Annotated in this window: 27 protein-coding genes; 16 read left to right on the top strand and 11 right to left on the bottom strand. The window is 72.0% G+C overall.

All coding sequences use genetic code 11. The features are described 5' to 3' along the window. Positions 1-54: 54 nt before the first annotated feature. From NQV15_RS14225 to NQV15_RS14205, 5 genes are all read left to right on the top strand, one after another. Positions 55-1,239 (top strand): acyl-CoA dehydrogenase family protein, encoded by a 1,185-nt coding sequence (locus tag NQV15_RS14225; protein WP_232401277.1) that lies wholly within the window; start codon positions 55-57, stop codon positions 1,237-1,239. Positions 1,240-1,324: 85 nt separating this feature from the next. Beyond that, a complete protein-coding gene (locus NQV15_RS14220; RefSeq protein ID WP_306459348.1) occupies positions 1,325-2,584 on the top strand; it encodes a class I SAM-dependent methyltransferase in 1,260 nt (419 codons plus the stop codon). Further along, positions 2,581-3,369: a glycosyltransferase family protein gene (locus NQV15_RS14215; protein ID WP_232401281.1), complete on the top strand. Its 789-nt coding sequence runs from the start codon at positions 2,581-2,583 to the stop codon at positions 3,367-3,369. Before NQV15_RS14220 ends, NQV15_RS14215 begins: the two co-directional genes overlap by 4 nt. After that, positions 3,366-4,028 carry a PIG-L deacetylase family protein gene (locus NQV15_RS14210; protein WP_232401292.1) on the top strand — a complete coding sequence of 221 codons (663 nt, stop codon included), beginning with the start codon at positions 3,366-3,368 and terminating at the stop codon, positions 4,026-4,028. Before NQV15_RS14215 ends, NQV15_RS14210 begins: the two co-directional genes overlap by 4 nt. 1 nt (position 4,029) lies before the next feature. After that, on the top strand, positions 4,030-5,055 hold the full coding sequence (locus NQV15_RS14205; protein WP_232401294.1) for an NAD-dependent epimerase/dehydratase family protein: 1,026 nt from the start codon (positions 4,030-4,032) through the stop codon (positions 5,053-5,055). 2 nt (positions 5,056-5,057) lie between these two features. Here NQV15_RS14205 and NQV15_RS14200 read toward each other — a convergent pair whose 3' ends face one another. Next, a complete protein-coding gene (locus tag NQV15_RS14200; RefSeq protein WP_232401296.1) occupies positions 5,058-5,609 on the bottom strand; it encodes a dTDP-4-dehydrorhamnose 3,5-epimerase family protein in 552 nt (183 codons plus the stop codon). Between the two features lie 53 nt (positions 5,610-5,662). On the opposite strand from NQV15_RS14200, the gene NQV15_RS14195 reads away from it, so the two are divergent. Further along, a complete protein-coding gene (locus tag NQV15_RS14195) occupies positions 5,663-6,754 on the top strand; it encodes a methyltransferase C-terminal domain-containing protein (RefSeq protein WP_232401298.1) in 1,092 nt (363 codons plus the stop codon). On the opposite strand, the gene NQV15_RS14190 is transcribed toward NQV15_RS14195, so the two are convergent. Then, entirely contained in the window at positions 6,729-7,787 is a 1,059-nt protein-coding gene (locus NQV15_RS14190) for a glycoside hydrolase family 6 protein (RefSeq protein ID WP_232401300.1), read from the bottom strand. The two genes, NQV15_RS14195 and NQV15_RS14190, sit on opposite strands and share 26 nt — an antisense overlap. A 73-nt stretch (positions 7,788-7,860) precedes the next feature. Between NQV15_RS14190 and NQV15_RS14185 the strand changes: the two genes are divergently transcribed. Next, complete coding sequence (locus NQV15_RS14185; RefSeq protein ID WP_232401302.1) at positions 7,861-8,979, top strand: glycosyltransferase family 4 protein; 1,119 nt, start codon at positions 7,861-7,863, stop codon at positions 8,977-8,979. Here NQV15_RS14185 and NQV15_RS14180 read toward each other — a convergent pair. Genes NQV15_RS14180 through NQV15_RS14170 form a run of 3 tightly spaced genes read right to left on the bottom strand, consistent with a single transcriptional unit; the run spans position 8,921 to position 13,295 of the window. Further along, positions 8,921-9,967 (bottom strand): glycosyltransferase family 4 protein, encoded by a 1,047-nt coding sequence (locus NQV15_RS14180; RefSeq protein ID WP_232401303.1) that lies wholly within the window; start codon positions 9,965-9,967, stop codon positions 8,921-8,923. The two genes, NQV15_RS14185 and NQV15_RS14180, sit on opposite strands and share 59 nt — an antisense overlap. Next, the gene (locus NQV15_RS14175; RefSeq protein ID WP_232401312.1) at positions 9,964-11,874 is read right to left on the bottom strand and encodes a glycosyltransferase; all 1,911 of its coding nucleotides are present in this window, start codon (positions 11,872-11,874) and stop codon (positions 9,964-9,966) included. The genes NQV15_RS14180 and NQV15_RS14175 overlap by 4 nt, the downstream gene beginning before the upstream one ends. Next, positions 11,871-13,295, bottom strand: a complete 1,425-nt coding sequence (locus NQV15_RS14170) for an oligosaccharide flippase family protein (protein ID WP_232401314.1) — start codon at positions 13,293-13,295, stop codon at positions 11,871-11,873. The genes NQV15_RS14175 and NQV15_RS14170 overlap by 4 nt, the downstream gene beginning before the upstream one ends. A gap of 71 nt (positions 13,296-13,366) precedes the next feature. Here NQV15_RS14170 and NQV15_RS14165 point away from each other — a divergent pair, with 71 nt between their 5' ends. The 4 genes from NQV15_RS14165 (at position 13,367) to NQV15_RS14150 (ending at position 18,055) form a co-directional block, all read left to right on the top strand. Then, positions 13,367-14,434, top strand: coding sequence for a glycosyltransferase family 4 protein (locus tag NQV15_RS14165; RefSeq protein WP_306459347.1), 1,068 nt, complete (start codon positions 13,367-13,369; stop codon positions 14,432-14,434). Positions 14,435-14,582: 148 nt separating this feature from the next. Further along, positions 14,583-15,404 carry a hypothetical protein gene (locus NQV15_RS14160; protein ID WP_232401324.1) on the top strand — a complete coding sequence of 274 codons (822 nt, stop codon included), beginning with the start codon at positions 14,583-14,585 and terminating at the stop codon, positions 15,402-15,404. Further along, positions 15,397-16,731: an O-antigen ligase family protein gene (locus NQV15_RS14155; protein ID WP_232401326.1), complete on the top strand. Its 1,335-nt coding sequence runs from the start codon at positions 15,397-15,399 to the stop codon at positions 16,729-16,731. Before NQV15_RS14160 ends, NQV15_RS14155 begins: the two co-directional genes overlap by 8 nt. Further along, a complete protein-coding gene (locus tag NQV15_RS14150) occupies positions 16,724-18,055 on the top strand; it encodes a glutamate-1-semialdehyde 2,1-aminomutase (RefSeq protein ID WP_232401328.1) in 1,332 nt (443 codons plus the stop codon). Before NQV15_RS14155 ends, NQV15_RS14150 begins: the two co-directional genes overlap by 8 nt. 28 nt (positions 18,056-18,083) lie before the next feature. On the opposite strand, the gene NQV15_RS14145 is transcribed toward NQV15_RS14150, so the two are convergent. The 6 genes from NQV15_RS14145 to NQV15_RS14120 all read right to left on the bottom strand — a co-directional run bounded on the left by NQV15_RS14145 (position 18,084) and on the right by NQV15_RS14120 (position 22,176). Next, positions 18,084-18,230 (bottom strand): hypothetical protein, encoded by a 147-nt coding sequence (locus NQV15_RS14145; RefSeq protein WP_257125056.1) that lies wholly within the window; start codon positions 18,228-18,230, stop codon positions 18,084-18,086. A gap of 123 nt (positions 18,231-18,353) precedes the next feature. Next, positions 18,354-18,944: a Maf family protein gene (locus NQV15_RS14140; protein WP_232401333.1), complete on the bottom strand. Its 591-nt coding sequence runs from the start codon at positions 18,942-18,944 to the stop codon at positions 18,354-18,356. Next, entirely contained in the window at positions 18,941-19,606 is a 666-nt protein-coding gene (locus NQV15_RS14135) for a hypothetical protein (protein ID WP_232401337.1), read from the bottom strand. The genes NQV15_RS14140 and NQV15_RS14135 overlap by 4 nt, the downstream gene beginning before the upstream one ends. Further along, positions 19,603-20,166 carry a hypothetical protein gene (locus NQV15_RS14130; RefSeq protein ID WP_232401340.1) on the bottom strand — a complete coding sequence of 188 codons (564 nt, stop codon included), beginning with the start codon at positions 20,164-20,166 and terminating at the stop codon, positions 19,603-19,605. The genes NQV15_RS14135 and NQV15_RS14130 overlap by 4 nt, the downstream gene beginning before the upstream one ends. A 61-nt stretch (positions 20,167-20,227) precedes the next feature. After that, positions 20,228-20,569, bottom strand: a complete 342-nt coding sequence (locus NQV15_RS14125) for an acyl-CoA carboxylase subunit epsilon (RefSeq protein WP_232401342.1) — start codon at positions 20,567-20,569, stop codon at positions 20,228-20,230. Next, entirely contained in the window at positions 20,566-22,176 is a 1,611-nt protein-coding gene (locus NQV15_RS14120) for an acyl-CoA carboxylase subunit beta (RefSeq protein ID WP_232401344.1), read from the bottom strand. Before NQV15_RS14120 ends, NQV15_RS14125 begins: the two co-directional genes overlap by 4 nt. A gap of 33 nt (positions 22,177-22,209) precedes the next feature. Between NQV15_RS14120 and NQV15_RS14115 the strand changes: the two genes are divergently transcribed. Genes NQV15_RS14115 through purE form a run of 5 tightly spaced genes read left to right on the top strand, consistent with a single transcriptional unit; the run spans position 22,210 to position 26,176 of the window. Continuing rightward, positions 22,210-23,019 (top strand): biotin--[acetyl-CoA-carboxylase] ligase, encoded by an 810-nt coding sequence (locus tag NQV15_RS14115; RefSeq protein WP_232401347.1) that lies wholly within the window; start codon positions 22,210-22,212, stop codon positions 23,017-23,019. A gap of 13 nt (positions 23,020-23,032) precedes the next feature. Then, entirely contained in the window at positions 23,033-23,545 is a 513-nt protein-coding gene (locus NQV15_RS14110) for a PH domain-containing protein (protein ID WP_232401349.1), read from the top strand. Beyond that, positions 23,532-24,521, top strand: a complete 990-nt coding sequence (locus NQV15_RS14105; RefSeq protein WP_232401351.1) for an adenylate/guanylate cyclase domain-containing protein — start codon at positions 23,532-23,534, stop codon at positions 24,519-24,521. Before NQV15_RS14110 ends, NQV15_RS14105 begins: the two co-directional genes overlap by 14 nt. Before the next feature lie 9 nt (positions 24,522-24,530). Continuing rightward, complete coding sequence (locus NQV15_RS14100) at positions 24,531-25,655, top strand: 5-(carboxyamino)imidazole ribonucleotide synthase (RefSeq protein WP_232401353.1); 1,125 nt, start codon at positions 24,531-24,533, stop codon at positions 25,653-25,655. Further along, positions 25,652-26,176, top strand: coding sequence for a 5-(carboxyamino)imidazole ribonucleotide mutase (purE, locus tag NQV15_RS14095; protein WP_232401355.1), 525 nt, complete (start codon positions 25,652-25,654; stop codon positions 26,174-26,176). The genes NQV15_RS14100 and purE overlap by 4 nt, the downstream gene beginning before the upstream one ends. Positions 26,177-26,274 lie beyond the last annotated feature (98 nt).

Below are 26,274 nucleotides of genomic sequence, written 5' to 3'. Positions count from 1 at the left end.
GCAACCGGGGTGCGCGGGGTGACGAGGAAGGTTAATGGTTGTTAACATGCCTGGATGACCTTCGCCCTGTCCCGTGAACATGAAACCTTCCGTCGCAGCGTGCGCGAGTTCGCCGAGGCCGAGATCGCTCCGCACGTCGCGCAGTGGGACAAGGACCACCACTTCCCGGTGGACCTCGTCCACAAGATGGGCGATCTGGGCCTGTTCGGGCTCACCGCGCCGGAGGAGTTCGGTGGCGCGGACGGCGACTTCACCTCGCTGTGCGTCGCGATCGAGGAGCTGGGGCGGGTCGACCAGTCGATCGGCATCACCCTCGAGGCCGGTGTGGGCCTGGGCATCCTGCCGTTGCTGGCGTACGGCACGCAGGAGCAGAAGGAGCACTGGCTGCCCGATCTCGTCGCCGGGCGCACGCTGGCGGGCTTCGGGCTCACCGAGCCCGGTGCCGGCTCGGATGCCTCGGCGACGCGGACCCGCGCCGAGCTCGACCCTTCGACAGGCTCAGGGCAAGCGGAGTGGGTCGTCAACGGGTCGAAGCAGTTCATCACCAACTCGGGCAGCCCGATCACCTCGTGCGTCACCGTCACCGCGCGCACCGGGACGCGCGAGAACGGCTCGCCGGAGATCTCGGCGATCATCCTGCCCGCCGGCACGCCCGGATTCGTGGCCGAGGCTCCCTACGACAAGCTCGGCTGGCACATCTCCGACACGCACCCCCTGTCCTTCACCGACGTCCGGGTTCCGGCCGATTCGCTGCTGGGTGAGCGCGGGCGCGGCTACGCCCAGTTCCTGGCCACGCTCGACGACGGGCGCATCGCGATCGCCGCCCTGGCCGTCGGCTGCATCCAGGCCTGTCTCGACCTGTGCGTGGAGTACGCGGGCGAGCGCACCACCTTCGGGGTCCCGATCGGGACCAAGCAGGGTGTGGCCTTCCAGATCTCGGACCTGGCCGTCATGGCCCAGGCCGGTCGCGCGCTGACCTACCAGGCAGCGGCCATGAAGGACGCCGGGGCGCCGGCCAAGGACGTCAAGCAGGCCGCGTCGATCGCCAAGCTGTACACCTCGGAGTCGGCCGTCACCGCGACGCGCATCGCGACGCAGGTCTTCGGCGGGTACGGCTTCATGGAGGAGTACCCCGTCGCCCGGTTCTACCGGGACGCCAAGATCCTGGAGATCGGTGAGGGGACCTCCGAGGTCCAGCGCATGCTGATCGCCCGCGGTCTCGGCCTGCCCGTCGAGTAGCCCCCCGGGGGGAGACCGGCCGGTGGCGTCATAGCCGAGGACAACCTCTCTCTTCACCGGTGTGCGGCAGAGGCCGCCCATCTGAGTGGACGGAGCTCCAGTGTCGTGTCGCCTGTGCGGTTCGAGCCGATTGCGCAGCGTGCTCGATCTCGGGGCCACGCCCCCGTGCGAGCTGTTCCTGACCGCGGACGCCCTCGACCGTCCCGAGGTCACCTACCCGCTGCACCTGCGACTGTGCGAGGACTGCCTGCTGCTGCAGATCCCGGCGCTGATCCTGCCGGAGGAGACCTTCGTCGACTACGCCTACTACTCCTCGTTCTCCGACTCCTGGGTCGAGCACGCGCGGACGTTCGTCGACGCGGCGATCCAGCGGCTCGGCCTGGACGAGAGCTCGTCGGTGGTCGAGGTCGCCAGCAACGACGGCTACCTCCTGCAGCACGTGGTGTCCGCCGGGATCCCGTGCCTGGGCATCGAGCCATCGGTCAACGTGGGGGAGGCGGCCCGGGAGCGCGGCGTCCCCACGTTGACGACCTTCCTGGACGAGGCGGTCGCCGAGCAGGTGCGCGCCGAGCGCGGGCCGGCGTCCCTGGTGGTCGCCAACAACGTCTACGCCCACGTCCCGGACCTGCTGGGCTTCACGCGGGCGCTGCGCACGCTGACCGCCGACGACGGGTGGGTCAGCATCGAGGTCCACCACGCGCTCAACCTGGTGGCGCTGGGGCAGTTCGACACCGTCTACCACGAGCACTTCCAGTACTACACCGTCCTGTCGATCAGCCGTGCCCTCGCGACGGCCGGCCTGACGGTCGTCGACGTCGACCTGTTGAGCACCCACGGCGGATCCATCCGCGTCTGGGCGCAGCCCAGCCAGATCGCCGGCCCGCCGACGCAAGCGGTCGTCGACGCACTGGCGCAGGAGGAGCAGGCGGGTCTGCACACGGTCGAGGGCTACCTGGATCTCGAGCCGCGCTCGCAGGCGGTGCGCCAGGAGCTGTTGCGCTTCCTGCTGGACGCCAAGGCCGACGGCTTGCGGGTCGTCGGCTACGGGGCCCCCGGCAAGGGCAACACCCTGCTCAACTACTGCGGCATCCGCTCGGACCTGCTGGAGTACACCGTCGACCGCAATCCGTACAAGCACGGCCGGTTCACCCCCGGCACCCGCATCCCGATCCATGCCCCTGAGCGCATCGCGGCCGACCGGCCCGATGTCGTGCTGGTGCTGCCGTGGAACCTGGAGACCGAGATCGCCGAACAGCTGGCACATGTCCACGAGTGGGGTGGCCAGATCGTCGTTCCCCTCCCCACGGTCCACCGGGCCGGCACCCGCACGGAGGTCCTGTCATGAAGGTCGTGCTGTTCTGCGGCGGCTACGGCATGCGCATGCGCAACGGCGAGGGCGATCTGATCCCCAAGCCCATGCAGATGGTCGGTCCGCGGCCCCTCCTGTGGCACGTGATGCGGTACTACGCGTACTACGGGCACACGGAGTTCGTGCTGTGCCTGGGCTACGGAGCGGCTCGCATCAAGGAGTTCTTCACGACGTACTGCGAGACCGAGTCCAATGACTTCGTGCTGCGCGACGGGAAGATCGAGCTGTTGTCCAGCGACATCAGCAACTGGACGATCACCTTCGTCGACACGGGGCTGGAGACGCCGATCGGCGAGCGCCTGCGCCGGGTGCGTCCGTACCTGGACGGCGACGAGTACTTCCTGGCCAACTACGCCGACGTGCTGTCGGACGTCCCGCTGGACGCGATGATCAAGGAGTTCCACGACTTCGGTGCCGCGGCCTCGATGATCGTGGTGCCACCACAGTCGTCGTTCCACGTCGTCGACGTGGCCCCGGGCGGCGGCATCACCGGCATCACGCCGGTCAGCGATCTGCCGCTGGGCGAGAACGGCGGTTACTTCATCTTGTCGCAGGAGGTGTTCGACCACCTGCCCGAGAACGGCGACCTGGTCGCCGATGCGTGCGCCGCGCTGGCCGAGCAGGGCAAGCTGTACGGCTACCGGTACGACGGGTTCTGGAAGCCGGCCGACACCTTCAAGGAGCGCGCCGAGCTCGATGCGGCCTATCACGACGGCACCCGTCCGTGGGCCGTGTGGGAGATGCCCGGGCTGCCCGCATGATCCCGCTGGGGCTGGAGGGCGTCCGCGAGGTCGCCCTGCTGGCGGCGCACTGCGACGATCTGGCGATCGGGCTGGGTGGGACGCTGCTGACGCTGCGCAAGAACCGCCCGGACATCCGGGTGCGGGCGCTGGTGCTGGGCGGTGCCGGGACGCCGCGGGAGGCCGAGGAGCGGGAGGCGCTGTCGGCCCTGGCCGGTGAGGTCGACCTGACGATCCTGGACGTCCCGGACGGGCGGGCTCCCGCGCACTGGGACCGCATCAAGGACGCGATGGGCCAGTTCGCCCGCGGCGGCGACGCCGACCTGGTCTTCGCGCCGCACCGCGGGGACGCCCACCAGGACCACCGGCTCGTCGCCGAGCTCGCGCCCACGGAGTTCCGCGATCACCTGATCCTGGGCTACGAGATCCTCAAGTGGGAGACCGACACCCCGCAGCCCACCGTCCTGCACCCGCTGGATCCTGCCGTGGCCGACGAGAAGCTGCGCATCCTGATGGGCTCGTACCCGTCGCAGCAGTCCAAGGACTGGTACGACGAGGGCGCCTTCCGGGCCCTGCTGCGTCTGCGGGGCGTGCAGTGCCACCACGAGCACGCCGAGGCCTTCGTGCTCGAGAAGGCCGTCCTGACCCTCACCACTCCGCACCGCACAGGAGCTCGCTGACATGAAGATCGTCCTCACCGGCCACCAGGGCTACCTGGGCACCGTCATGGCCCCGCTGCTCGCGGCGCGCGGCCATGAGGTCGTGGGCCTGGACACGGGCCTGTTCGCCGACTGCGTCCTGGGCCCGCAGCCGCAGGACCCGACGACCCTGGCGGTCGACCTGCGCGACGTCACGCCCCAGCACCTGGCGGGCTTCGACGCGGTCATCCACCTCGCCGCTCTCTCGAACGACCCGATCGGGTCGCTGGCCCCGCAGATCACCTACGACATCAACCACGCCGCCTCGGTCCGGCTCGCGCGCGCCGCCAAGGACGCCGGTGTCTCCCGCTTCCTGTACGCCTCCACGTGCTCGGTCTACGGCTCGGCCGGTGAGGACCTGGTCACCGAGGACGCGCCGCTGCGCCCGCTGACGCCGTACGCCGAGAGCAAGGTCCGGGTCGAGGCCGATGTCAGTGCGCTGGCCGATGACTCGTTCAGCCCGTCGTACCTGCGCAATGCGACGGCGTTCGGGTTCTCGCCGCGGCTGCGCGCCGACATCGTGCTGAACAACCTGGTGGGGCATGCCGTGCTCACGGGGGAGGTCAAGGTGCTCTCGGACGGGACGCCGTGGCGTCCGCTGGTGCACGCCCGCGACATCGCCGCGGCCTTCATCCAGACCCTGGAGGCACCGACCGAGGCCATCCACGACCGGGCCTTCAACGTCGGCACGGAGGCCAACAACGTCACGGTCGCCGAGATCGCCCGGGCGGTCGCCGACACGGTGCCCGGATCACGCCTGTCGATCACCGGGGAGACCGGTTCCGACCCCCGTTCGTACCGGGTCGACTTCTCGTTGATCCGCAAGATCCTGCCCGGCTACGAGGCCACCTGGTCGATCCCCGACGGCGCCGCGGAGCTGTACGAGAACTACACCCGCCACGGCCTGACGCAGCACTCGTTCGACGAGCGCTTCACCCGGCTGGCGGTGCTGAAGCGCCGGCAGGCCGAGGGGACGCTCGATGACGCGATGCGGCCGTCATCGCCGTGACGTCAGCCCAGCGACGACCGCAGCGCGGCCCACGACCCGGCCGCCCGGTCGCGCGCCGAGACGACCGTGATCGGCTCCGGCCACGCGATCGCCAGGTCGGGGTCGTCGAAGGCGACCCCGATGTCCTCTCCCGGGGCGTGCGGGCGGTCGATCCGGTAGCAGACATCGGCTGCATCGCTGGTGACCTGGTAGCCGTGCAGCAGCCCTGGCGGGACGTACAAATGCGCCAGGCGCACGTCGTCCAGCTCGAAGGCTGCCTGCTGGCCGAACGTGGGGGAGTCCGGGCGGATGTCGACCAGCACGTCGAGCACCGATCCGTGGGCGCAGCGCACCAGCTTGGCCTCGCCCCGGCCGCCGCGCCCGTGCATCCCGCGGACGACGCCGCGGTGCGACCGGGACTGCGAGTCCTGGGTGAAGTCGGCCGCGCGCACCCCCGTCACCGCGGCGTCGAAGATCGCGGTGTCGAAGGTCCGGGAGAACCAGCCGCGCTCGTCCTGGAAGGGCTCGGGCACGAACAGCAGGACGTCGTGCAGGGACGTGGTCTCGACGCGCATGGGGTCATGATGCCCGGTCGACGGGGGCACGGGCACGTCGAGACGGGGCGCGGATGAGCGGGCGCACGCCGTGCTGCGCCTGCGGTGCTGCCGAGACCACGCCGGTGCTCGACCTGGGGGAGGTCCCCGCAGCGGACGTGTTCCCGTCCGGGGGAGGGCCGGCGACCGACCCGCGGCACCCGTTGGCGATGGTGCTGTGCACCGCGTGCGGGCTGGCGCAGATCGCCCACGACGACACCGCCCCCGAGCAGCCCTTGGGCATCGAGCCACGGGCGCTGGTCGAGCAGGCGGAGGCCGCGATCGCCCTTGCCGCCGACCGGGGCTGGCTCGCCGGCACGACCGTGCGGGAGTTCCCCAGCCCGCACGGCGGGACGTGGCTGCCGATGCTGCAGGAGCGGGGGCACGTCCGGGCGACGGGGCGGGCCGCGGTCGTGCTGGACAGCTTCGGCATCATGCACGAGGCCGACCAGCGGGCCGCCTGGCGGTCCCGGGCCGCCGCGACCGACCCGGACGGGGTCCTGCTGGTCCAGTTCCACTCCCTGGCCGCGATCGTGCGGCACGGCCAGTGGACGTCCCTGCGCCACGGCCACGCCGCCTACTACTCGCTGACCGCCCTGACGCGGCTGCTGGCCGATGTCGGCATGAGCGTGGTCGGCGTCGAGACCTTCGATCTGTACGGCGGCACCGTGCTGGTGGCGGCCCGTCACGGCGATCACGAGCCGGATGCACGGACGACCGAGGTGCTGGCCGACGAGACCCGCCTCGGCGTGACCGATCCGGTGGCGGTGGCGGCGCTGCAGACGACGGTCGACTCCGACGTGGCCGGGTTGCGCCGGTGGCTGCAGGACCGCCGCGACGCTGGTCTGCGGGTGCACGCGTACGGGGCGGCGTCCGTCGCCGTCGCGCAGTTCGGGCTGGCCGGCCTGGACCGCTCCCTCGTGGCGTCCGTGGCGGATGCGTCACCGGCCAAGCAGGGCCGCCGGATGCCCGGCACCGACATCGCGATCATCTCGCCCGCCGAGCTGGTCGCCGCCTCGCCGGACCTGGTGCTGCTGACGCTGCCCGACCTGCTGCCCGAGCTGGAGGCGTCGTACCCGGAGCTCGCCGGCCGTTGGGTGGTCAGGGGCGATCGTGACTCATCCTGATCGCCTCGTCGGGCAGGAACTCGCCCCCGCGACTGCCCGGCGCGATGCCGCAGTCGCCGTCGGACGTCGCCGGGGGCTTGATCCACAGCAGCAGGTCGAGCCCGTCCGGGTCCTCGACGAGCTCCGGTGGGCGGCCCAGCAGCCGACCGGGCGGGTTGCACCGCTCGTAGTCCCACACCGGGTTGCCGTTGCGGCCGGTGTCGACGACGTAGCGCGGATCGCTGAGCCCGTGCCGGTCGATCAGCGCATTGCGGATCTTGCGCGCATAGGCGGTGGCCTCGGGATCGGGCGAGTAGCCGGCGACGTTGACGGCGAACCCGACCGAGTCCGACACGCCGACATCGGTCAACAGCTCGGCCATCCGGGCCGGCACGACGGACCCGGGCCCGGACGCGGTGCCGGCATCGACGTAGACGCGGGCGCGCGGATTGCGCTCGACGAGCGTCGCGACGGCCAGGCGCAGGGAGTCCATCCGCTCCGCGCGGGCCGGGTCCTTGGGGGCCAGGCGATCGGTGAACCGCAAGGCGTCCGGCTCGATCACGACGATCGCGCGGGTGTCGCCGAGATCGGCCGAGATCTTCTCGACCCACTTGGCGTAGGCCGCCGCATCGGAGGCACCGCCGCCGCCGGCCGGATCGTTGCGCTCCGGGATGTTGTACAGCACCAGCTGCAGCGTGCGGTCCTTCGTGCGGGCGAGCTTGATCAGGCGTCCCAGCAGCCGGTCCGGCTTGGGATCGCCGACCAGCCAGAACGCATCGGGCTGGGCGCCGATCCGCTTCCGCACGGCCGGATCGGCCTTGCGCCCTTGGCGGTCCAACCAGGCAGCGGTCTCGTTCGGGACCCTGAGCAGCCCCTTGCCCAGATCGATCGGAGGACGCTCGATCTGGACGGCCGCCGGGGCGTCGTCCGTGGCCTCGGCGCGGCCGTTGCCGGCACTGGCGCCGTCGCCACCGTCCCGGCCGATCAGGACGGCCGTGACCAGCACCGCAGCCACGGCCAGCGCGAAGGCGGCGAGGGCGCCACCGCGCCTCACGCCCTGACCTGTCTGACCACGTCCACGCACATGGTTGCCACTGTAGGGGCGCGAGCGGGACGGGGCCGGGTCAATGGGTGAACTTCGCAGCGTGCGGGTCCTGACGATCGGGCCGGCGCCGTCGGGCCCGGACAGCCGGGGAGGCATGGCCTCGGTGCTGACCCTGATGGCGGCCCATCCCGATCCGCGCGTGGCGGTTCGGGTCGTCGCGACGTATGTCGACCGTTCGCTGCCGTGGCGGGTGTGGATCGGCGTGCGCGGGATGCTCTGGTCGACCGCGCTGATCGTGGCGGGCCGGGTCGACGTGCTGCACGTGCACCTGTCGCACGGGGGCAGCGTCGTGCGCAAGTCGCTGCCGCTGGCCGCGGCCCGGCTGCGTGGGACCGCGACCGTCGTCCACGCGCACAGCTATGACTTCGCCGGCTGGTTCGACCGTCTCCCCGCGTGGGGACGGACGCTGGTCCGTCGCGGCGTCGCCGCCGACCGGTGGCTCGTGCTGGCCACGCAGCACGTCGACGAGCTCGGGACCCGCCTGCACCTGCCCGCCGAACGCCTGGAGGTGCTGCACAACCCGGTCGTCCTGCCTGACCGCGAGAAGATGGCACGCGCCGCGGCCCCGGGTGGGGTGGTCCATGCGGTGAGCCTGGGCCGTCTGGGCCACCGCAAGGGCAGCTATGACGTCGTGGCGGCGGTGGCGACGCTCCCGGCGGAGGTCCGCAGCCGGCTGCGGATCGTGCTGGCCGGCGACGGCGAGATCGAGCAGGTGCGCCGGGCGGTCGCCGACGCGGACGTGGCCGGCGTCGTCGAGGTCCGCGGCTGGCAGGGACCGGCCGAGCGCGACGAGCTCATGCGCGTCTCGCAGGTGTTCCTGCTGCCCAGTCACGAGGAAGGGCTGCCGATGGCACTGCTGGAGGCCATGGCGCACGGGCTCGCGCCCCTCGTCAGCCCGGTCGGTGGCATTCCGGACGTCGTCGGTGACGGCGTCGAGGGCCTCCTGGTGCCCGCCGGGGACATCGAGGGCCTGGGCAAGGCGCTGCGCCGCCTCGTCGAGGACGATGACCTGCGCACCCGGATCGCCGGGGCAGCCGAGGCCCGTTCGGCGGGCTTCGACGTGCGGCGCTGGCACGACCGGCTCACCGGGCTGTGGATCGACCTCGCCGGCCGGCGGCGGCCTGCGCGACCGCATCGCTGAGGGCTGCTGCGACCCGGCTCTGGGCATGCCGGTCCAGATAGGCCCGGCGCGCCACCCGGCCGGCCCGGACCGCCTCGTGCGGATCGGCCAGCGTGTCGAGGGCGTCGGCCAGGCCGCGCGGGTCGTCCACGCCCACGACCGGTCCACCGGACGGCTGCAGCTCGGGCAGCGCGCCCTCGGGTGACACGACCGGCATGACGCCCAGCTGCATCGCGAGCATCTGGACGCCACTTTGGGTGGCCCGCCGGTAGTGCACCAAGGAGCCCTTGGCCCGCGCCAGGGTCGTCAGCTCGTCGGCGTACCGGAACGGCCCCCGCTGCCACCGGACGCCCTCGGGGAGGTCGTGCGGCACGTCGCCGTCGCCGATCAGCACGAGCCGGTCGCCCCGGTGGTGCGGACCGGACCGGTGCAGGCGCCAGGCCGCCAGCGCGACCGGGATGTTCTTGTAGTCGTTGAGCCGTCCGCTGAGCACGAAGTCACGCCGGCCGTCGGCCTCGACGAACGGCGGGACCGCGGCGTCCGCGACATCGCTGCTGAGCGGGACGACGACCCGCGGCTCGCGGCCGACGGCATCGGCGACGAACCGGCTGAAGAAGATCGTCAGGTCAGAGCGCGACTGCCAGCGGTCGAAGACCGCCCGCTCCCAGCGTGGCCGTTGCTCCGCGGCGTCATGGGGACGGTCGTCGTGGACGACGTCGATGCGCGGCAGGCCGCGCCCCAGCGTCAGCCACCGGGGATCGCGCACCAGCTCGGTGACCACGACCTCGGCGCCGAAGGCCGCGACCTCGCTGCGGACCCGCAGGAACGGCCGGTACGTGGACGGCTGCTTGGGCCGGGGGTCCAGCACCCACTCGTCGGGGCGTGCCGGCCCGGACTCCGGGTGCTGGTCCGATGTCACGATCCGCACCTCGTGGCCGGCCGAGCGCAGGGCATCGGCGTGCACCCGCGCCAGGGGTCGCAGCCACGGCGACAGCCACAGGACCCTCATGCCATCACCTGGGCGAAGGCGTCCTGATAGGCATCGGCCATCGCCTCGATCGTGTAGTGGTCCCTCATCCGCTCCAGACCGCGCGCGGCGATCGCGGGAAGGTCCTCGCGCGCGGACAGCACCTCGGCCAGTGCCCGCCGCCACCCCTCGACCGTGACATCGTCGACGACGATGCCGGCCTTGCCGTGGTCGAGCATGTCGGGGACGGCGCAGGTCGCCGAGGCGATGACCGGCAGGCGCCGGGCCATCGCCTCCAGGATGGTCAACGGGAACGCCTCGGAACGGCTCGGCAGGCACACCAGGTCGGCCCCCGCGAAGGCATGATCCGGTCCCGGGGACCAGCCGCGCCACCGCACCCGATCGCGCAGGTGCGCCGGGGTCAGCGCCTCGAGCCGTGCGCGGTCGGGCCCGTCGCCGAAGATGTCGAGCGTCCACGGGAGCTCGCGGAGCCCGTCGAGCGCCTCGACGAGCAGGTGCGGGTTCTTCAGCTCGACGATGCGCGAGAGCATCACCAGCCGCAGCGGGCCGTCGGGCACCGTCCGTTCCGGGACGTCCAGGAGCCCGTCGGCGTGGGCGACGCCGTTGGGGGCGACGAACCAGCGCCGCGCGACCCGCTGATGGGCCGAGACCTCGTCGCGGTGCCGGGGCGAGAGCGCGACGAAGCCATCGGCCCGGCTCATCGCACGGGCCAGCCCGGCCGAGTAGGTGGGCGCCAGCGGATCAGGCGGGACGTGCGCACCGACCAGCCAGTGCCGATCGCGCCGTCCGGCCCGCCACAGCGTGCCGAAGCCCGTCTCGGTGTTGGTGTCGCCGGTGACCAGGACGGCCGGGCCCGGCGGCACGTCGATCGCCGGGGCCCACCAGGGCTGTCGCACGACCCGCACGGTGTGGGGGATCTCGGCGACCAGGGGTCCGAGTCGTTGCATCGCGACGATCGTGACGTCGTGGCCGCGGCGGGCGAGCTCGGTGGCCAGCACGACGTGGTGCCGCTCCGCGCCGCCGTAGTCGAGGCGGTTGATCGTCAGGAGCACCGGAGGACGTCCGGACCTCCGGACGGGGACGCGGGCGGCGCGCTTCGAGCGCTGGACCCGGTCGAGCACCGACGTCCCGGCCAGGTACAGGTCGGCTCGCCGGGCCGAGGTGCCCTGCTCGATCTGCAGGGCGACATTGGCGCGCAGCAGGTCGTGCGATCGCCGGGACGCCGCGGGATCGGCGGCGACCGTCCCGGCGGCCTCGTGGACGACGCCCGGCTCGTCGGCCAGCACCAGTCGCCACCCGGCGGCGCGGGCGCGCTCCTGCCACTGGGACTCCTCGCCGTACAGGAAGTACTCCTCGTCGAACGGCCCGATCTCGTCCCAGGCCGCCCGGCTGACCGCGAGACAGGCGCCGGTCAGGTAGCCGCCGACCTCGCGGGGCCGCGCCGGGTACAGGTCCGACAGCGGGGTGCCGCGCAGCCGCTCGGCGTAGCCGGAGGCCGAGACCAGGGCACGCGCCAGGCCGCGCGGCCGATGGGCGACGTCCCACGGCCGGGACGTGGCGGACCGGGTCAGGACGTCGAGCGGCGCGGCCGCCGCGACGCCGGGGGTGCGGACGGCGGCCAGGGTCGCGGTGAGTGGCCCCTGCAGGACGGCGTCCGGGTTGATCAGCAGCAGGTCGTGCCCGGGCACCTGCGCGGCCAGTGCGTTGACGGCGGCGGCGAAGCCGATGTTCGGCCCTCCCCGGTGCCAGTGGACGTCGGGGTGCCGGCCGACGACGGGGTCGAGCTGTGCTGCGTGCTCGGCGGAGTTGTCGTGCACGTGGACCGGGACCCCCGGCAGGTGCGCCGAGATGCTCGTCAGGCACGACTCCAGGAGCTCGGGCGTCCGATAGGCGACGCACAGCACCGCGAGCGGGCGTGGCGTCGTCATGCGTCCTCCCCGTCGGCGGTGTCCTGGGCCAGCATCGCGCGCACCGTCGAGACGCGTACCGGGCCGAGCGCGGCGTTCACCGCCAGATAGGTCGCCGCCGCTGCTGCCAGCGAGACGGGCAACGGCGCGGGTCGCAGCAGCAGGGCGACCGCGGTCGACGCGGCCAGTGGCACCAGGAGCCGCAGCACGAACACCCACGGCGTCCGGTACTCGCTGAGCTGGGAGAGCCGCACCGACACCACGACCAGCCCGATCAGCTCGGTGACCGCCAGGGCCAGGGCCGCGCCGACGGCCCCCCAGAGCGGGATGAGTGCGAGGTTCAGCGCGATGTTGATGACCAGGTTGATCACGTTGATCCGCACCAGGAAGCCTTGCTGGTGGGCGGCGAACAGGGCCTGGCTCAGCGTGCCATTCAAGAAGGTGATGCCGACGGCGACGAACAGCAGGGCGAGGGCCGGTGCGCCGTGGCCGAGGAACGTCTCGGAGCCGATGGCCCGCATGACCGGCTCGGCCAGCACCACGCCGGTGGCGGCGACCGGCAGCCCGATGAACAGCATCGTCTCGATGCTGCGGGCGGTGAAGTCGCTGAACCGGCGCCGGTCGGCGGCCCACAGGCCGGTCATGGTGGACAGCGTCGAGGACTCGAAGAACGTGGCCACGACCGACAGGGTGAACGCCAGCGTCGTGGCGAGGTAGTAGGTGCCCACCTCGACGGGGGAGTCCAGCACGCTCAGCAGCACCCCGTCGAGGCGCCAGTACAGGACACCGATGATCAGCACCGCGGTCTGCGGCAGGCTCTCGCGCAGCAGCGCCCAGCTCTCGCGCCGGTCGAAGACCGGACGCCACCGCATGACCCGGGAGGCGGCGGCCCCCTGGATGATCAGCACGACCGCGGGCGGGACGACCTGCACGACCGCGAACCACATGAGGCCGGCGCCGGTCTGCAGCAGGACGACGGTCAGCGCCAGCGACAGCCCCCGGCTGAGGAGATCGGACCAGGCGACGGCCCGGAACCGCACCGTGACCAAGAAGACGGGCGCGACGCACGAGGCGATCGTCGTCAGCGCCAGCCCGAGCGTGATGACCGGCAGGACCGTGCGGACCTCCGGATCGTCGTGGTAGACCAGCAGGCCCGTCACGGTCGTCACCAGTGCCAGCGGGACGCAGTAGAGGATCGACAGACCGGTGTTGACCTGCACGAGCCGCTGCAGGTCGCCGTTGCCGGAGGTCGCGCGGCGCACCACGACGGCCCCGATGCCCAGCTCGCTGAAGCTCGTCCACAGGCTCACGAACACGATCGCGGTGGTCAGGTGCCCGTACGACTCACCGCCCAGGTGCCGCACGGTCAGGGCCACCGTCACGATCGAGGCGATCATGCCCAGGATCCGGAACACCAGCTGGTAGCCGAAGGCGACAGCCATGCGTTTCACCGTCGGTGGCCCGGCGGACACCGTAGTGTCTGCACCGTCTGTCGCCGAGGGGAGGTCGTGCTGTGCGGGTCCACATTCCACTGCCGGTGGGGACGTCGGCGTCCCGATGGGCTCACCGTCACGAGCGCGGCGAGGTCCCCGATGCCTCACCATATGGACTTCACCACCTGCAGGATCATGGGTGGGACGTCACCTTCGGTGGTCGGGAGCTGACCGGGCCGGTGGCCCGCATCGCGCGGTCCGTCCGGTACCGGACCTCCGGGCTGGAGCTCGTCGAGGTCGGGGCAGATCTGCGGCGCATGTCTCGTACGGAGAGTGACGTCGTGCTCGGTTATGACGAGCGCACGGGAGTTCCCGCCGCGCTCGCGGTGCCGCGCAGCCGGTTCGCCCCCGTGGTGACCGGGGTGGGGTGGCTGACCTCACGCGCCGCCGCAGCGCCGTTGCAGCGGCGACTGGCCGCGCGGGCCCTGCCACGGGCGGCCGCGGTGTGGACGCAGTGCAGCGCGATGCTGCCCATGCTGGGCCGCGAGTGGCAGGTCCCGGCGGAGCGCCTGCACTACGTCCCGCTGGGCATCGACACGGACTTCTACGCCGAGCAGCCGTGGGAGCAGGCGACCGCGACCGTCGTGAGCGCGGGCGAGGACGTGTTCCGCGACCACGCGCTGCTCGTCGAGGCGGTCCGCCGGGTCAGCCGGCACGTCCCGGCGGTCCGGCTGGAGCTCGCGACGAGCCATCCGATCGAGCTGCCCGACGACCTCGGGACGCTGCACACGCGGCGCATGGACGGTGCGATGCGCGGTCTCTACGCCCGCTCGTCCGTCGTGGCCGTCGCGCTGAAGCGCACGAGCACCGGCTCGGGGCTGACGGTCGTGCTGGAGGCGATGGCGAGCGGACGGCCCGTCGTCGTGACCGCGAACCCGGGGATGTCGGACTACGTGGAGCACGGCGTCGACGGCCTGCTGGTGCCCCCGGACGACGTCGATGCCTTCGCCGCGGCGCTGCGTGAGCTGCTGGCCGATCCGCAGCGGTGCGCCGAGATGGGCCGCGCCGCCGCCGCACGGGCCCGGGCGGAGTTCACCTCCGCCGGGATGTCGGCCGTCCTGGCGGGCATCCTCGCGTCGAGCGTGTAGCTGCCCGCCGTGACCGGAGACACACGGCCGATCGCCTGAACCCGCGCGACCGGCCGTCATTGTTCGGCCCGTGCCCTCTCTTCATGGGAGACGGACGATCGTCCGGGCCGCACGGTCCGGGTGGCGAACCAGACGGGGGAGTCTCACGGTGCGGGTTGACGAGCTGGTGCGATCGCTGCTGCGGCGACCGATGGGGCTTGTCCTGGTCGTGCTCATCGCTCTCGGCGGAGCCGGGTACGGGTGGCGATCGGCCTCGACGACGTACGAGAGCACCGCGAGCGTGCTGATCCTCCCGCCGGCCGGCTCGGACGGCACCGCCAGCAGCAACCCCCTGGTCAACCTGGACTACAACATGTCCCAGCTCGCCCTGACGGTGAGCTCGCAGCTGCAGAGTGACCAGGTCCAGGAGGCTGTCGCCGACGCGGGCGGCGACGGGGCCTACAGCGCGGACACCCTCAGCAGCGAGAACTCCGCCATCGCCCAGCTGACCCCGATGGTCGCGCTGGTCGCGTCGGCGTCGACCGCCGAGGGCGCGCGCAGCGCCGCCGCCGCGCTCGTCGACCAGGTGTCCGTCCAGCTCGCGGAGATCCAGGAGTCGGCGAACGTCCCCGGAGCCGCGCGGGCGACGGCCGTGATCTCCACGCCGCCCGGCGCAGGATCGGCCGTCGGCAGCGCCCGGCTCCGCGCCGCCGGTGTGCTCGGGCTGGCGTGCGGTTTCGCCGCGCTGCTCGGGCTCGTCGCGCTGCAGCCCTCCGCGCGGGGAGGGGGGCGGTCGCGCAGCGGCGTCCCCAAGGCGGCGATCCGTGCGCGTCTGCAGGAGGAGTGGGAGCGCAGCGGCCGCAACGTCGCCCTGAGCCGGGCCGAGGCACGAGAGGCCTGGCGCCGGACGGAGGCCCTGCTCGCGGCCGAACGAGGGACGGACGTGCGCGCGCTCGAGGCGACCGCCCAGCGGCGCTCGCGCCGTGCCTGACCCGGCGCCGATGATGCGCCCCGTCGTCGTGGTCGACCACCGGGTCGGGGTGGGCGCGACGACCGTGGCGGTGGCGTGTGGGTGGCTGCTGGCGACCCGGCAGTCGGCCGTCGTGCCGTTCACGCTGGGTCTGACCCCGGTCGTCATCGCCTGGTACGTGGCCGGAGCGCTGCTGATCCTGTGCTGGTCGGCGGGCCAACGGATCGCACCGCCGCACCGCGCGACGGCCCTGCTGGTGATGGGCACGATGCTCAGCACGCTGGTCTCCAGTGCCGCGCTGATGCTGCGCGGTCCGGCGGCGGAGTGGTCCGGCCAGTCCCTCACGCTGGTCAGCCGCGAGGCCTGCCTGCTCGCCGCCGCGATCTTCGTCCTCGTCGTGGTGAGGACCCCGGCTGCGCTGACCCGTGTCGTGCAGGGCCTGGTGATCGGCGCGTCCGTCAGTGCCGTCCTGGCCCTCGGGCAGGTGCTGACCGGCTTCGACGCGGCGCAGCACCTGGTGCTGCCCGGCCTGGTCCAGCACGGTGATGACGGCAGCCCGGTCGACCTGTTGCGCGCGGGCGCGCTGCGTCCGCAGGGCAGCGCGGCACATCCGCTGGAGCTCAGCGCCATCCTGACCGTGTGCTTCCCGCTGGCACTCGGCCTGGCCCTCGCACAGCGCGCGCGGGGCCTGCCGCACGCCGTGTGGGCAGTGCTGGCGACGGTCATCGGCCTGGGTGCGGTCGCCACGATCTCCCGCTCCGCGGTCGTCGGCGTCGCCGCGGCACTGGTCGTCATGGCGTGGCGCTGGCCGGTCCGGCGGGTCGTCCTCGGGGGCGTGGGAGTCGTCGGCGCGGTGGCCGTCGCCGTCATCGGTGGCGTCCCGATCGCGACCCGGCTGGCCGGGGTCGTGCTCAACGGATCGGAGGACGGATCGCTGGGATCGCGATCCTCGGGCCTGTCCTATGCGCTCGGCATCCTGCCCGAGCACTGGCTGTTCGGGCAGGGGGCGGGCACCTACGACGTGGCCCGGCAGCCGGTGCTCGACAACCACTACCTGACGCGGCTCGTGGAGACCGGCCTGTTCGGGCTCGGCTGCCTGCTGCTGATGCTCGCCGGCGCCTGGCTCATCTGCGTGCGGGCATCCCGCCGCGCGGTCAGCTCGGCCGATGCCGGCACGTTCGAGCTGGTCAACGGCGTGCTCGGAGCGCTCAGCGCGGTGATCGTGATCGCGCTGATCCTGGACATCGGGGGATTCGCCCAGATCTCGAACCTGCTGTACGTGCTGGTCGCCCTGGCGGGAGCGTCGGCCGTCGCGACCAGCCCATCGGACGGAGCCCTCCATGACTGAACCGTCGATGCCGCGGTCGGCACAGCTGCAGGAGCGGCTCCACCAGCTCGTCCCGGGCGGTGCGCACACGTATGCGCGGGGGTCCGACCAGTATCCCGAGGGCATGGCGCCGATCCTGACCGGCGGCTCGGGGGCGCGCGTGTGGGATGTGGACGGGCGCGAGTACGTGGAGTACGGGATGGGCCTGCGCTCGGTGACCCTGGGCCACGGGTACCGGCCCGTGGTCGAGGCCGTCACGGCTGCGATCGGACGCGGGACGAGCTTCAGCCGCCCCACCACGCTGGAGCTCGAGGCCGCCGAGACGTTCCTGCGCCTCGTCCCCACGGCCGACATGGTCAAGTTCGCCAAGAACGGGTCGGACACCACGACGGCCGCGGTCCGGCTGGCCCGGGCGGCCACCGGGCGGGAGAGGATCGCGGTCTGCGACCAGCCCTTCTTCTCCGTCGACGACTGGTTCATCGGCACGACCGCGATGAACGCCGGCGTCGACGCGGCCGCCCGCTCGTTGACGACCCGGTTCGCCTACAACGACCTGGACTCGGTCGAGGCGGCGCTGGCCGGCGACGACGTGGCCTGCGTGTTCCTCGAGGCGGCCACGGGCTCCGCCGAGCCGCAGCCCGGATTCCTCGAGGGCGTCCGGGCGGCGTGCGACCGGCACGGGACGCTCCTGGTCCTCGACGAGATGATCACCGGCTTCCGGTGGTCGCCGCACGGGGCGCAGCACGTCTACGGCATCCGGCCGGACCTGTCGTGCTGGGGCAAGGCGATGGGCAACGGGTTCGCGGTCTCAGCACTGGCCGGGCGCCGCGACCTGATGGAGCTGGGCGGCCTGCGCACCGACGACGACCGGGTGTTCCTGCTGTCGACGACCCACGGGGCCGAGACGACGGGGCTCGCGGCGTTCCTGGCGGTGGCCGAGGCGTACACGACCGGCGATCCGGTCGCTCGCATGGAGGACGCCGGGCGCCGCCTCGCCGACGGGGTGCGCGCCGCCGCGCAGGACGCCGGCGTCGGCGAGCTCGTCACGGTCAGCGGACGTCCGTCCTGCCTGGTGTTCGGCACGCGGGATCCCGACGGTCGGCCCAGCCAGGCCTGGCGCACCCTGTTCCTGCAGGAACTGATCGCCGGCGGCGTCCTGGGTCAGTCCTTCGTGACCTCGGCGGCGCACACCGCAGCCGACGTCGACCACACGATCGACGTCGTCGCCGATGCCTGCGCGGTCTACCGCAAGGCGGCGGAGGCGGGATCGGTCGAGGGCCTGCTGAGGGGTCGTCCGGTCGCACCCGCGGTCCGTCGCACCGCGGCTCCTCGTCGGCTGCCGTGAAGCCGGGTGCTGCGGTGGGGCTGGAGGACTACAGGGCAGACATCTTGGAGCAGGGAAGCGGGATGTGCTTGGGCCCGTCCCCGAAGTCGACCTGGGCCGATGTGGTGCCCTGGAGGCTCACGATCGTTCCCATGCCGTAGGTGTCGTGCGAGACGCGGGCTCCGACCTCGTACACCTCGTGCACGACCTCCGGACCGGCCTGGAAGGGACTGGATGCGTGGTATCTACGTTTGCGCGGTGTGGTTGCCATCGTGATTCCATTCTCCCACTTCTGGGAGCGCATGACCAACGAAAGTGATCAGGAACTACGGTTCCACAGGTCAGGCCAGCTGATTCCCAGGTCGCCGACCAGCTCGCGCAGCAGCGGGAGCGACAGTCCCACGACGTTGTGGTGGTCGCCCTCGATGCCGGTGATGAACGCACCGCCGAGGCCGTCGAGCGTGAAGGCGCCGGCGACGTGCAGCGGCTCGCCGGTGGCGACGTAGGCGTCGATCTCGGCATCGGTGATCGCCGCGAAGTGCACGATCGTCGATGCGGCCTCGAGGAACTCCTCGCCGCCGCGACGGACGCAGTGCCCCGTGTGCAGGACGCCGCTCCTGCCGCGCATGCGGCGCCAGCGGGCGGTGGCCTCGGCCGGTCCGGAGGGCTTGCCGAAGATCTCGCCCTCGAAGGCGAGGACGGAGTCACAGCCGATGACCAGGGCGTCGGGCTCGACCTGGGCGGCGACGGCGCGACACTTCAGCTGGGCCAGCGCCGTGGCCAGGTTCGCCGCATCGGTCGTGGTGATCTGGTCCTCGTCGACGCCGGAGACGACGACCTCCGGCTCGATGCCCGCGGCGCGCAGGGTCGCGAGGCGGGCCGGGGACTGGGATGCGAGGACGATCCTCACCGCAGGGCTCCTTCGTCGTAGCGTTGGCGGACGACCTCGAGGCGGGGGTCGCCCAGCAGGGTGGCGATCAGGGCCGCGGACCCGCCGACGCCGGTCCAGGTGCCCTCGATGCTGGTCGTGACGAACCAGGCCCGGTCGGCGGGCCACATCAGGTTGGGGCTGTTGATGTCGCGGGGTGCGCCGTTGCCCCAGCCGGCTGCGCCCCACCGTCCCGCCGCGGTCAGTGGTCCGGTGAACAAGAAATGCTTCTCGCCGTTGACCTCCAGCAGCGGACCATTCATCACGTGCACGGGGAACGCCGGCGGTGGGGGAGCCTTCGGCCGGTCCTTGGTGAACAACCGGGCCGGCCACAGGGGCGGGCCGGCGAAGGCGGTCAGGAACCGGGCGGCCTCGCCGCCGTGGATGTCCCCGTAGCCCTCCCACAGGGCGAAGAAGCACTCGTCCGGGCTCGAGGTGTGACCGGCCAGGTCCTCGACCAGCGCCGACAGCAGCGGCGCGTCCAGGTGGCCCTCGAAGCGGTCGCCCTGACCGGTGGGCGAGTGCAGCACCCGCGCGTACGCCGCGAAGCCGGACGGGCCGACGTGCGCACGCAGGGTCGCGGGAGCCGGATCCTCGGTCAGCCACTGAGCCACCGACAGATCGGCACAGGGAGTGAGGTTCATCGTTGATCCCAGTCGAGGGCCTGGTAGGCCGACGGGGCCGCGGCCAGGGTCGGTTCGGCCAGGATCTGGTCGATCAGCTCGTGGCTGCCGGCGACGGCGACCCAGTCGGGGTCGACGTCCTTGGCGACGAACCAGGCGCGGTCGGCCGGCCACATGAGGTGGGCGGGGTCCCCGCCGTCCCAGCCGGCGCTGTCCTGCAGGCTGCCCGAGTACAGGTGGTACCGGCGCCACGGCAGCTCACCGGGGGTCTCCGGGGCGCTCGGGAACGTCTGGAGCGCAGGCGGCGTCGGGGGCTCCCACCCGCTGCCCTCCCACTGGCCGAAGAAGCAGTCGTCCGGGGTGGCGGTGTAGCGGGGCAGGATGCGACGCAGCGCCTCGGCGGTGAACCGGGTGAGGTCGATGTCGCCGTCGTCGGCGTCCTCGTCATCGGCCGGGACGAGGTGCAGGCGGGCATAGGCCGCGTACCCAGGGGGTCCGAGGCAGATCTTGGTCCACTGGTCGGCCGGCGCGTCGACGAACCAGTCGGCCGCAGACACGTCGGTCAGCGGGGTCAGGGACATGGCTCCATCGTCCCAGACGCCCGGCACGGCGGCCGGATGAAGCCCGGGTGCTCGCCGGATCTCAGCGGCCGAAGGCCGAGCGGCGCCACTGGTCGGGGCCGAAGGCGTGCGCCGGACGCACCTGACGGGCCGGGTGGCCCCACTCCGAGCGGGGCTGCGGCTTCGCGCTGCGCGCTGCGGCGTTCGCCGCGGCGGCGTTGCGGGCCGCGACGACGGCCACCAGCGCCGCCACCTCCTCGGGGGTCAGGTCGCCCTTGACGACGCGCAGGATCGGCGTGTGCCCCTCTGCGCCCGTTGAACCGCTATCGCCCGTTGAGCCGCTTTCGCCCGTTGAGCCGCTTTCGCCCGCTGAGCCTGTCGAAGCGTCCGTTGAGCCTGTCGAAACGCCCGTCTCGTCGCTCACAGCGGGATGTTCCCGTGCTTCTTGGGGGGCAGCGTCTCGCGCTTGGTGCGCAGCAGCCGCAGTCCCTTGACGATCTCCGCGCGGGTCTGGCTCGGCTCGATGACCGCGTCGACGTAGCCGCGCTCGGCCGCCAGGTACGGGTTGCACAGCGTGTCCTCGTACTCGGTGATGAGCTGGGCGCGCAGGGCGTCGGGGTCGTCCGAGGCCGCGAGCTCCTTGCGGTACAGGATGCCGACGGCGCCCGTCGCGCCGACGACCGCGATCTGGCCGGTGGGCCACGAGATGTTCAGATCGGCGCCGAGGTGCTTGGAGCCCATGACGTCGTACGCACCGCCGTACGCCTTGCGCGTGATGACCGTGATGAGCGGGACGGTCGCCTCGGCGTACGCGTAGATCAGCTTCGCGCCGCGGCGGATGATGCCGTCCCACTCCTGGTCGGTGCCGGGCAGGAAGCCGGGCACGTCCACGAACGTCAGGACGGGGATGTTGAACGCATCGCAGGTGCGGACGAACCGGGCGGCCTTCTCGGACGCGTCGATGTCCAGGCAGCCGGCCAGCTGCATCGGCTGGTTCGCCACGACGCCGACGCTGCGGCCCTCGACGCGTCCGTAGCCGATCACGATGTTCTGCGCGAACAGCGGCATGACCTCGAGGAAGTCGCCGTCGTCCAGCACCGCCTCGATGACGGTCTTGATGTCGTACGGCTGGTTGGCCGAGTCGGGGATCAGCGTGTCGAGGGCGAGGTCGGTCTCGGTGCGCTCCAGATCGGCGACCTCGGGGTAGACCTCGGGCTCCTCCATGTTGTTCTGCGGCAGGAACGAAATGAGCGCCTTGGCGTACTCGATGGCGTCCTGCTCGTCGGCTCCCATGTAGTGGGCGTTGCCGCTCTTGGTGTTGTGCGCGCGGGCGCCGCCGAGGTCCTCCATCGTCACCTCTTCGCCGGTGACGGTCTTGATGATGTCCGGCCCGGTGATGAACATGTTGGACGTCTTGTCGACCATGATCACGAAGTCGGTGACGGCGGGGGAGTAGACGTGGCCGCCGGCGTTGGCGCCCATGATCAGCGAGATCTGCGGGATGACGCCCGAGGCGTGGACGTTGCGCTTGAAGATCTCGCCGTACAGGCCGAGCGAGACGACGCCCTCCTGGATGCGGGCGCCGGAGCCCTCGTTGATGCCGATGATGGGGCAGCCGGACTTGATCGCCAGGTCCATGACCTTGGTGATCTTCTCGCCGTAGACCTGGCCCAGGCTGCCGCCGAAGACGCTGAAGTCCTGGCTGAACACGCACACCTGGCGGCCGTCGATCGTGCCGTAGCCGGTGATGACGCCGTCGCCGAGGGGACGGTTCTTGTCCAGTCCGAAGTCGGTCGCGCGGTGGCGGGCCAGCGCGTCGAGCTCGACGAAGGAGCCCTCGTCGAGCAGCTGGTCGATGCGGTCGCGGGCGCTCTGGCGTCCTCGCGCGGACTGCTTCTCGTGCGCACGCTCCGCCATCTCCACGAGCGCCGTGTCGCGACGCTCGATGAAGTCGGCCAGCTTGCCGGCAGTCGTGTGCAGCTCGGGCTTCACTTCGATCTCGTGTTCAGTCACGGGGGTCAGCGTAGCCATCGTCGGCGGTCACCGATATGTGAGGCTGTTCTCATGTCATACCGCGACCTCGACCGTCCGCCGCTCGACGTCGCGGCCCTGCGTGCGGCGCTCACCGGCCCGGGGCGCTTCTGGACCGAGGTGGTCGTGACGGACCGGACCGGCAGCACGAATGCCGATGTCGCGGCCGCCGCCCGCGCCGGGGCGCCCGAGGGCACGATCCACACCACGGATCAGCAGACGGCGGGCCGCGGCCGGCTCGACCGGACGTGGAGCTCGCCGGCCGGGTCCGGTGCCATCGTCTCGGTGCTGCTGCGCCCCGATGCGGTTCCGGCCGCGCGCTGGGTGTGGCTGCCGTTGCTCGTGGGCCTGGCCGTCGACGCCACGGTGCACGAGTGCGGGGTCGAGTCCGGGCTGAAGTGGCCCAATGACGTCCTGGTCGACGGGCGCAAGATCGCCGGCATCCTGCTCGAGCGGGTCGAGACCCCGCAGGGCCCGGCCGCGGTCATCGGCATCGGCCTGAACGTCACCCTGCGCCGCGACGAGCTCCCGGTGCCGGGTGCCACCTCGCTGGCCCTCGAAGGAGCCACCAAGACCGACCGCACGGTCGTCCTGCGGGCGCTGCTGCGCAACCTGGAGGCGCTCTACCGGGCCTGGTCGGCGACCGGCGGAGACCCGGCGGCCGGCATCCGGGACTCCTACGCCCGGCGCTGCGTGACGCTCGGATCGCAGGTCCGGGTCATGCTCCCGCGCGACGAGGTGCTCGAGGGCCGCGCGACCGGCATCGACGAGCTGGGGCGCCTGCTGGTCGACGGGCGCGCGATCAGCGCGGGCGACGTGACTCACGTGCGCCCCGCGAAGTGAGAGAATTGGGCGCATGAGCCTTCCCCGCAAGCTGATGATCGACGGTGAGCAGACCGTCGAGACCACGCGAACGCACGTCAAGAAGCTTTTCGTGCCGTTCCTGGTCCTGCTGGCCGTGTGCGTGGCGGCCGGCTTCCTGATCGCCAGCATCGGTGACAAGGGCGACGGCAAGGCGGGCTGGGTCGTCATCGCGATCGCGGCGATCCTGATCGCGTGGGGATCGGTCCTGCCCTTCCTGGGCTGGTACCTGTGGACGTACACGCTGACCAACAAGCGGCTGGTCGAGCAGAAGGGGATCCTGACCCGCACGGGCCGGGTCATCCCGCTCAGCCGCATCAACGACGTCGCCTTCGAGAAGAACCTCAACGACCGCCTCCTGGGCTGCGGCACGCTGATCATCCACGACGCCAGCGAGCAGGCGGGGCTCGAGCTGGACGACATCCCGCGCGTCGAGGCGTTCCACCGCACCGTCACCAACCTGGTGTTCGAGATGCACGACCAGCAGAGGAACGATGAACCGGTCTGAGCTGCGCGAGAGGCTCGTCCAGCTGATCCTGGGCGGCGAGCTGAACCTGACCAGCGCCGAGGCCGCCGACAAGGGCGGGCTGTCGGTCGAGGACGGGCAGCGGCTGTGGCGCGCGCTGGGCTTCGCCGACACCGGTGACGGCGTCGCCTACGGGGACGCCGATGTCGACGCGCTCGCGACGGTGGCCGCGGCGCTCGACGGCGACGTCCTGGACGAGCAGACCATCTTCCAGATGACCCGGGCACTCGGCACGACGATGTCGCGCCTGGCCGACTGGCAGGTGACGACCCTCGTCGAGCAGATCGAGCGCGACGTCCAGGCCGGCCGCGCCGAGACCCGGCTGGACGCGGCGGTCGTGCTGGCCGAGGAGGCAGCGCCGAACCTCGAGCACCTGATGATCTACGCGTGGCGGCGCCACCTGGCCGCCGCGACGGCCCGCATGGAAGCTCTCGGAGCCGCCGACGAGGAGCTCTTGTCGACCGTCATGACGGTGGGCTTCGCCGATCTGTCGCGGTTCACGTCGCTGTCCAACGACCTCGACGACAACAGCCTGGGCGCCCTGGTCGAGAACTTCGAGATCCGCGCGTCCGACATCGTCACGGCACACGGTGGCCGGGTCATCAAGACGCTCGGGGACGCCGTGCTGTTCGTGAGCGACGACCCGGCGGAGGGCACCCGCACCGCGCTGGACATGGTCAAGCAGATCGCGAAGCGCTCCGAGCTGCCGAACATCTGCGTGGGTCTGGCGACCGGCTCGGTCGTCAGCCGGCTCGGCGACGTGTACGGACCGCCGGTCAACCTGGCGGCGCGGCTCTCGCACGTCGCGCGCAGCAACCGGGTGCTGGTCGACAGTGCGACCGCCGCCGCGATCGGCGACGAGTTCGACACCCGGACGCTGCCGCCGCGCCCGTTGCGTGGATTCGGCAACATCTCGCCGATCACGGTGAGCGAACGTCGTGGGTTCCGCTCCCGATAGGCTCGTGCCGTGCCCACACCAGACCTCGCCGTCATCGGCGGTGGACAGCTCGCCCGCATGATGCAGCAGCCCGCGATCGCCTTGGGGCTGCGCATCCGCCTCCTGGCCGAGGCGCCCGGCGTCTCGGCCGCACAGGTCGTCCCCGATCACGTCGTCGGCGACTACACCGACCTCGACACGTTGCGGGCCGTCGTGGCCGATGCCCCGGTCGTGACCTTCGATCACGAGCACGTGCCCTCCGAGCACCTGCAGGCGCTGCAGGCGGAGGGCCACGCCTGCCGGCCCGGCCCGCACGCCCTGCTCTACGCGCAGGACAAGGCCCAGATGCGGGTCCGCCTCGCCGAGCTCGGCGCCCCCTGCCCGCGCAACGCCCCGATCTCGTCGGTCGCCGATCTGGAAGCGTTCGGCTTCCCCGCGGTGCTGAAGACGACCCGCGGCGGCTATGACGGCAAGGGCGTGTGGGTCGTCCGCTCGGCCGCCGATGCCGACGAGGCGTTCGCCGCCGATCGTCCGCTCCTGGCCGAGGAGCTCGTGGACTTCCGCCGTGAGCTGTCGGCGCTCGTGGCCCGCAGCCCGTCCGGTGAGGTGCGCTCGTACCCCGTCGTGGAGTCGCGGCAGGTCGGTGGCGTGTGCGCCGAGGTCGTCGCCCCCGCGCCCGGTCTGGACGCTGATCTGGCCGCCTCCGCGAAGGCGCTGGCCGAGCAGATCGCGACCGAGCTCGACGTCACCGGCATCCTGGCGGTCGAGCTGTTCGAGACCACCGACGGCCGCCTCCTGGTCAACGAGCTCGCGATGCGTCCGCACAACACCGGCCACTGGTCGATCGACGGCGCCGAGACCAGCCAGTTCGAGAACCACCTGCGGGGCGTCCTCGACCTGCCGCTGGGGTGCACCCACGCCCGAGCCCCGTGGGCGGTCATGGTCAACGTGCTGGGCGGCTCCGTGGACGACCTCGAGGCGCAGCGGGCCGTCGTGCTCGCCGCCGAGCCGGACGTCAAGGTGCACCTGTACGGCAAGGCGGTCAAGGCCGGCCGCAAGGTCGGTCACGTCACCGCGTACGGCGACGATCTCGACGACGTGCTCGCCCGGGCCCGTCGCGCCGCCCAGCTCTTCACCTCAGGAGTCGACTCATGACCTCAGCAGCTTCGCCCCGCGTCGGCATCGTGATGGGCTCGGACTCCGACTGGCCCACGATGGAGGCGGCGGCGACGGCGCTCAAGGAGTTCGACATCGCCTACGAGGCCGATGTCGTCTCGGCGCACCGGATGCCCGACGAGATGCTGGCCTACGGGCGTGACGCGCACGGCCGCGGCCTCGAGGTCATCATCGCCGGCGCCGGCGGCGCAGCCCACCTGCCGGGCATGCTCGCGGCCGTCACGCCGCTGCCGGTCATCGGCGTCCCGGTGCCGCTCAAGCACCTCGACGGCATGGACTCGCTGCTGTCGATCGTCCAGATGCCGGCAGGGGTGCCCGTGGCCACGGTCTCGATCGGCAACGCCCGCAACGCCGGGCTGCTGGCCGTCCGCATCCTGGCCGCCGGCGACGCCGCGCTGACCGAGCGGATGATCGCCTTCCAGGCCGATCTCGCCGACGCCGCCCGCGCCAAGGGCGAGAAGGTCCGCAACCCCCCGACCGGCGGAGCCGGCTTCCGCTGACCCAGCCGACGGTTTACCACGGTCCCTCCGCAAACAGCGTCCGCCCCAGGGAAATCTCCCTGGGGCGGACGACGTTTGCGGAGGGACCGTGGTAAACC

The sequence above is a fragment of the Aeromicrobium wangtongii genome (assembly GCF_024584515.1).
Classification (GTDB): Bacteria; Actinomycetota; Actinomycetes; order Propionibacteriales; family Nocardioidaceae; genus Aeromicrobium; species Aeromicrobium wangtongii.
This window is presented reverse-complemented; position numbering and strand designations above follow the sequence as displayed.

Coding starts and splice junctions, on each gene's coding strand:
- NQV15_RS14225 (WP_232401277.1), top strand. CDS start 55: ATGACCTTCGCCCTGTCCCGTGAACATGAAACCTTCCGTCGCAGCGTG.
- NQV15_RS14215 (WP_232401281.1), top strand. CDS start 2,581: ATGAAGGTCGTGCTGTTCTGCGGCGGCTACGGCATGCGCATGCGCAAC.
- NQV15_RS14210 (WP_232401292.1), top strand. CDS start 3,366: ATGATCCCGCTGGGGCTGGAGGGCGTCCGCGAGGTCGCCCTGCTGGCG.
- NQV15_RS14205 (WP_232401294.1), top strand. CDS start 4,030: ATGAAGATCGTCCTCACCGGCCACCAGGGCTACCTGGGCACCGTCATG.
- NQV15_RS14200 (WP_232401296.1), bottom strand. CDS start 5,609: ATGCGCGTCGAGACCACGTCCCTGCACGACGTCCTGCTGTTCGTGCCC.
- NQV15_RS14195 (WP_232401298.1), top strand. CDS start 5,663: ATGAGCGGGCGCACGCCGTGCTGCGCCTGCGGTGCTGCCGAGACCACG.
- NQV15_RS14185 (WP_232401302.1), top strand. CDS start 7,861: ATGGGTGAACTTCGCAGCGTGCGGGTCCTGACGATCGGGCCGGCGCCG.
- NQV15_RS14180 (WP_232401303.1), bottom strand. CDS start 9,967: ATGAGGGTCCTGTGGCTGTCGCCGTGGCTGCGACCCCTGGCGCGGGTG.
- NQV15_RS14175 (WP_232401312.1), bottom strand. CDS start 11,874: ATGACGACGCCACGCCCGCTCGCGGTGCTGTGCGTCGCCTATCGGACG.
- NQV15_RS14170 (WP_232401314.1), bottom strand. CDS start 13,295: ATGGCTGTCGCCTTCGGCTACCAGCTGGTGTTCCGGATCCTGGGCATG.
- NQV15_RS14150 (WP_232401328.1), top strand. CDS start 16,724: ATGACTGAACCGTCGATGCCGCGGTCGGCACAGCTGCAGGAGCGGCTC.
- NQV15_RS14135 (WP_232401337.1), bottom strand. CDS start 19,606: ATGAACCTCACTCCCTGTGCCGATCTGTCGGTGGCTCAGTGGCTGACC.
- NQV15_RS14130 (WP_232401340.1), bottom strand. CDS start 20,166: ATGTCCCTGACCCCGCTGACCGACGTGTCTGCGGCCGACTGGTTCGTC.
- NQV15_RS14120 (WP_232401344.1), bottom strand. CDS start 22,176: ATGGCTACGCTGACCCCCGTGACTGAACACGAGATCGAAGTGAAGCCC.
- NQV15_RS14115 (WP_232401347.1), top strand. CDS start 22,210: ATGTCATACCGCGACCTCGACCGTCCGCCGCTCGACGTCGCGGCCCTG.
- NQV15_RS14110 (WP_232401349.1), top strand. CDS start 23,033: ATGAGCCTTCCCCGCAAGCTGATGATCGACGGTGAGCAGACCGTCGAG.
- NQV15_RS14105 (WP_232401351.1), top strand. CDS start 23,532: ATGAACCGGTCTGAGCTGCGCGAGAGGCTCGTCCAGCTGATCCTGGGC.
- purE (WP_232401355.1), top strand. CDS start 25,652: ATGACCTCAGCAGCTTCGCCCCGCGTCGGCATCGTGATGGGCTCGGAC.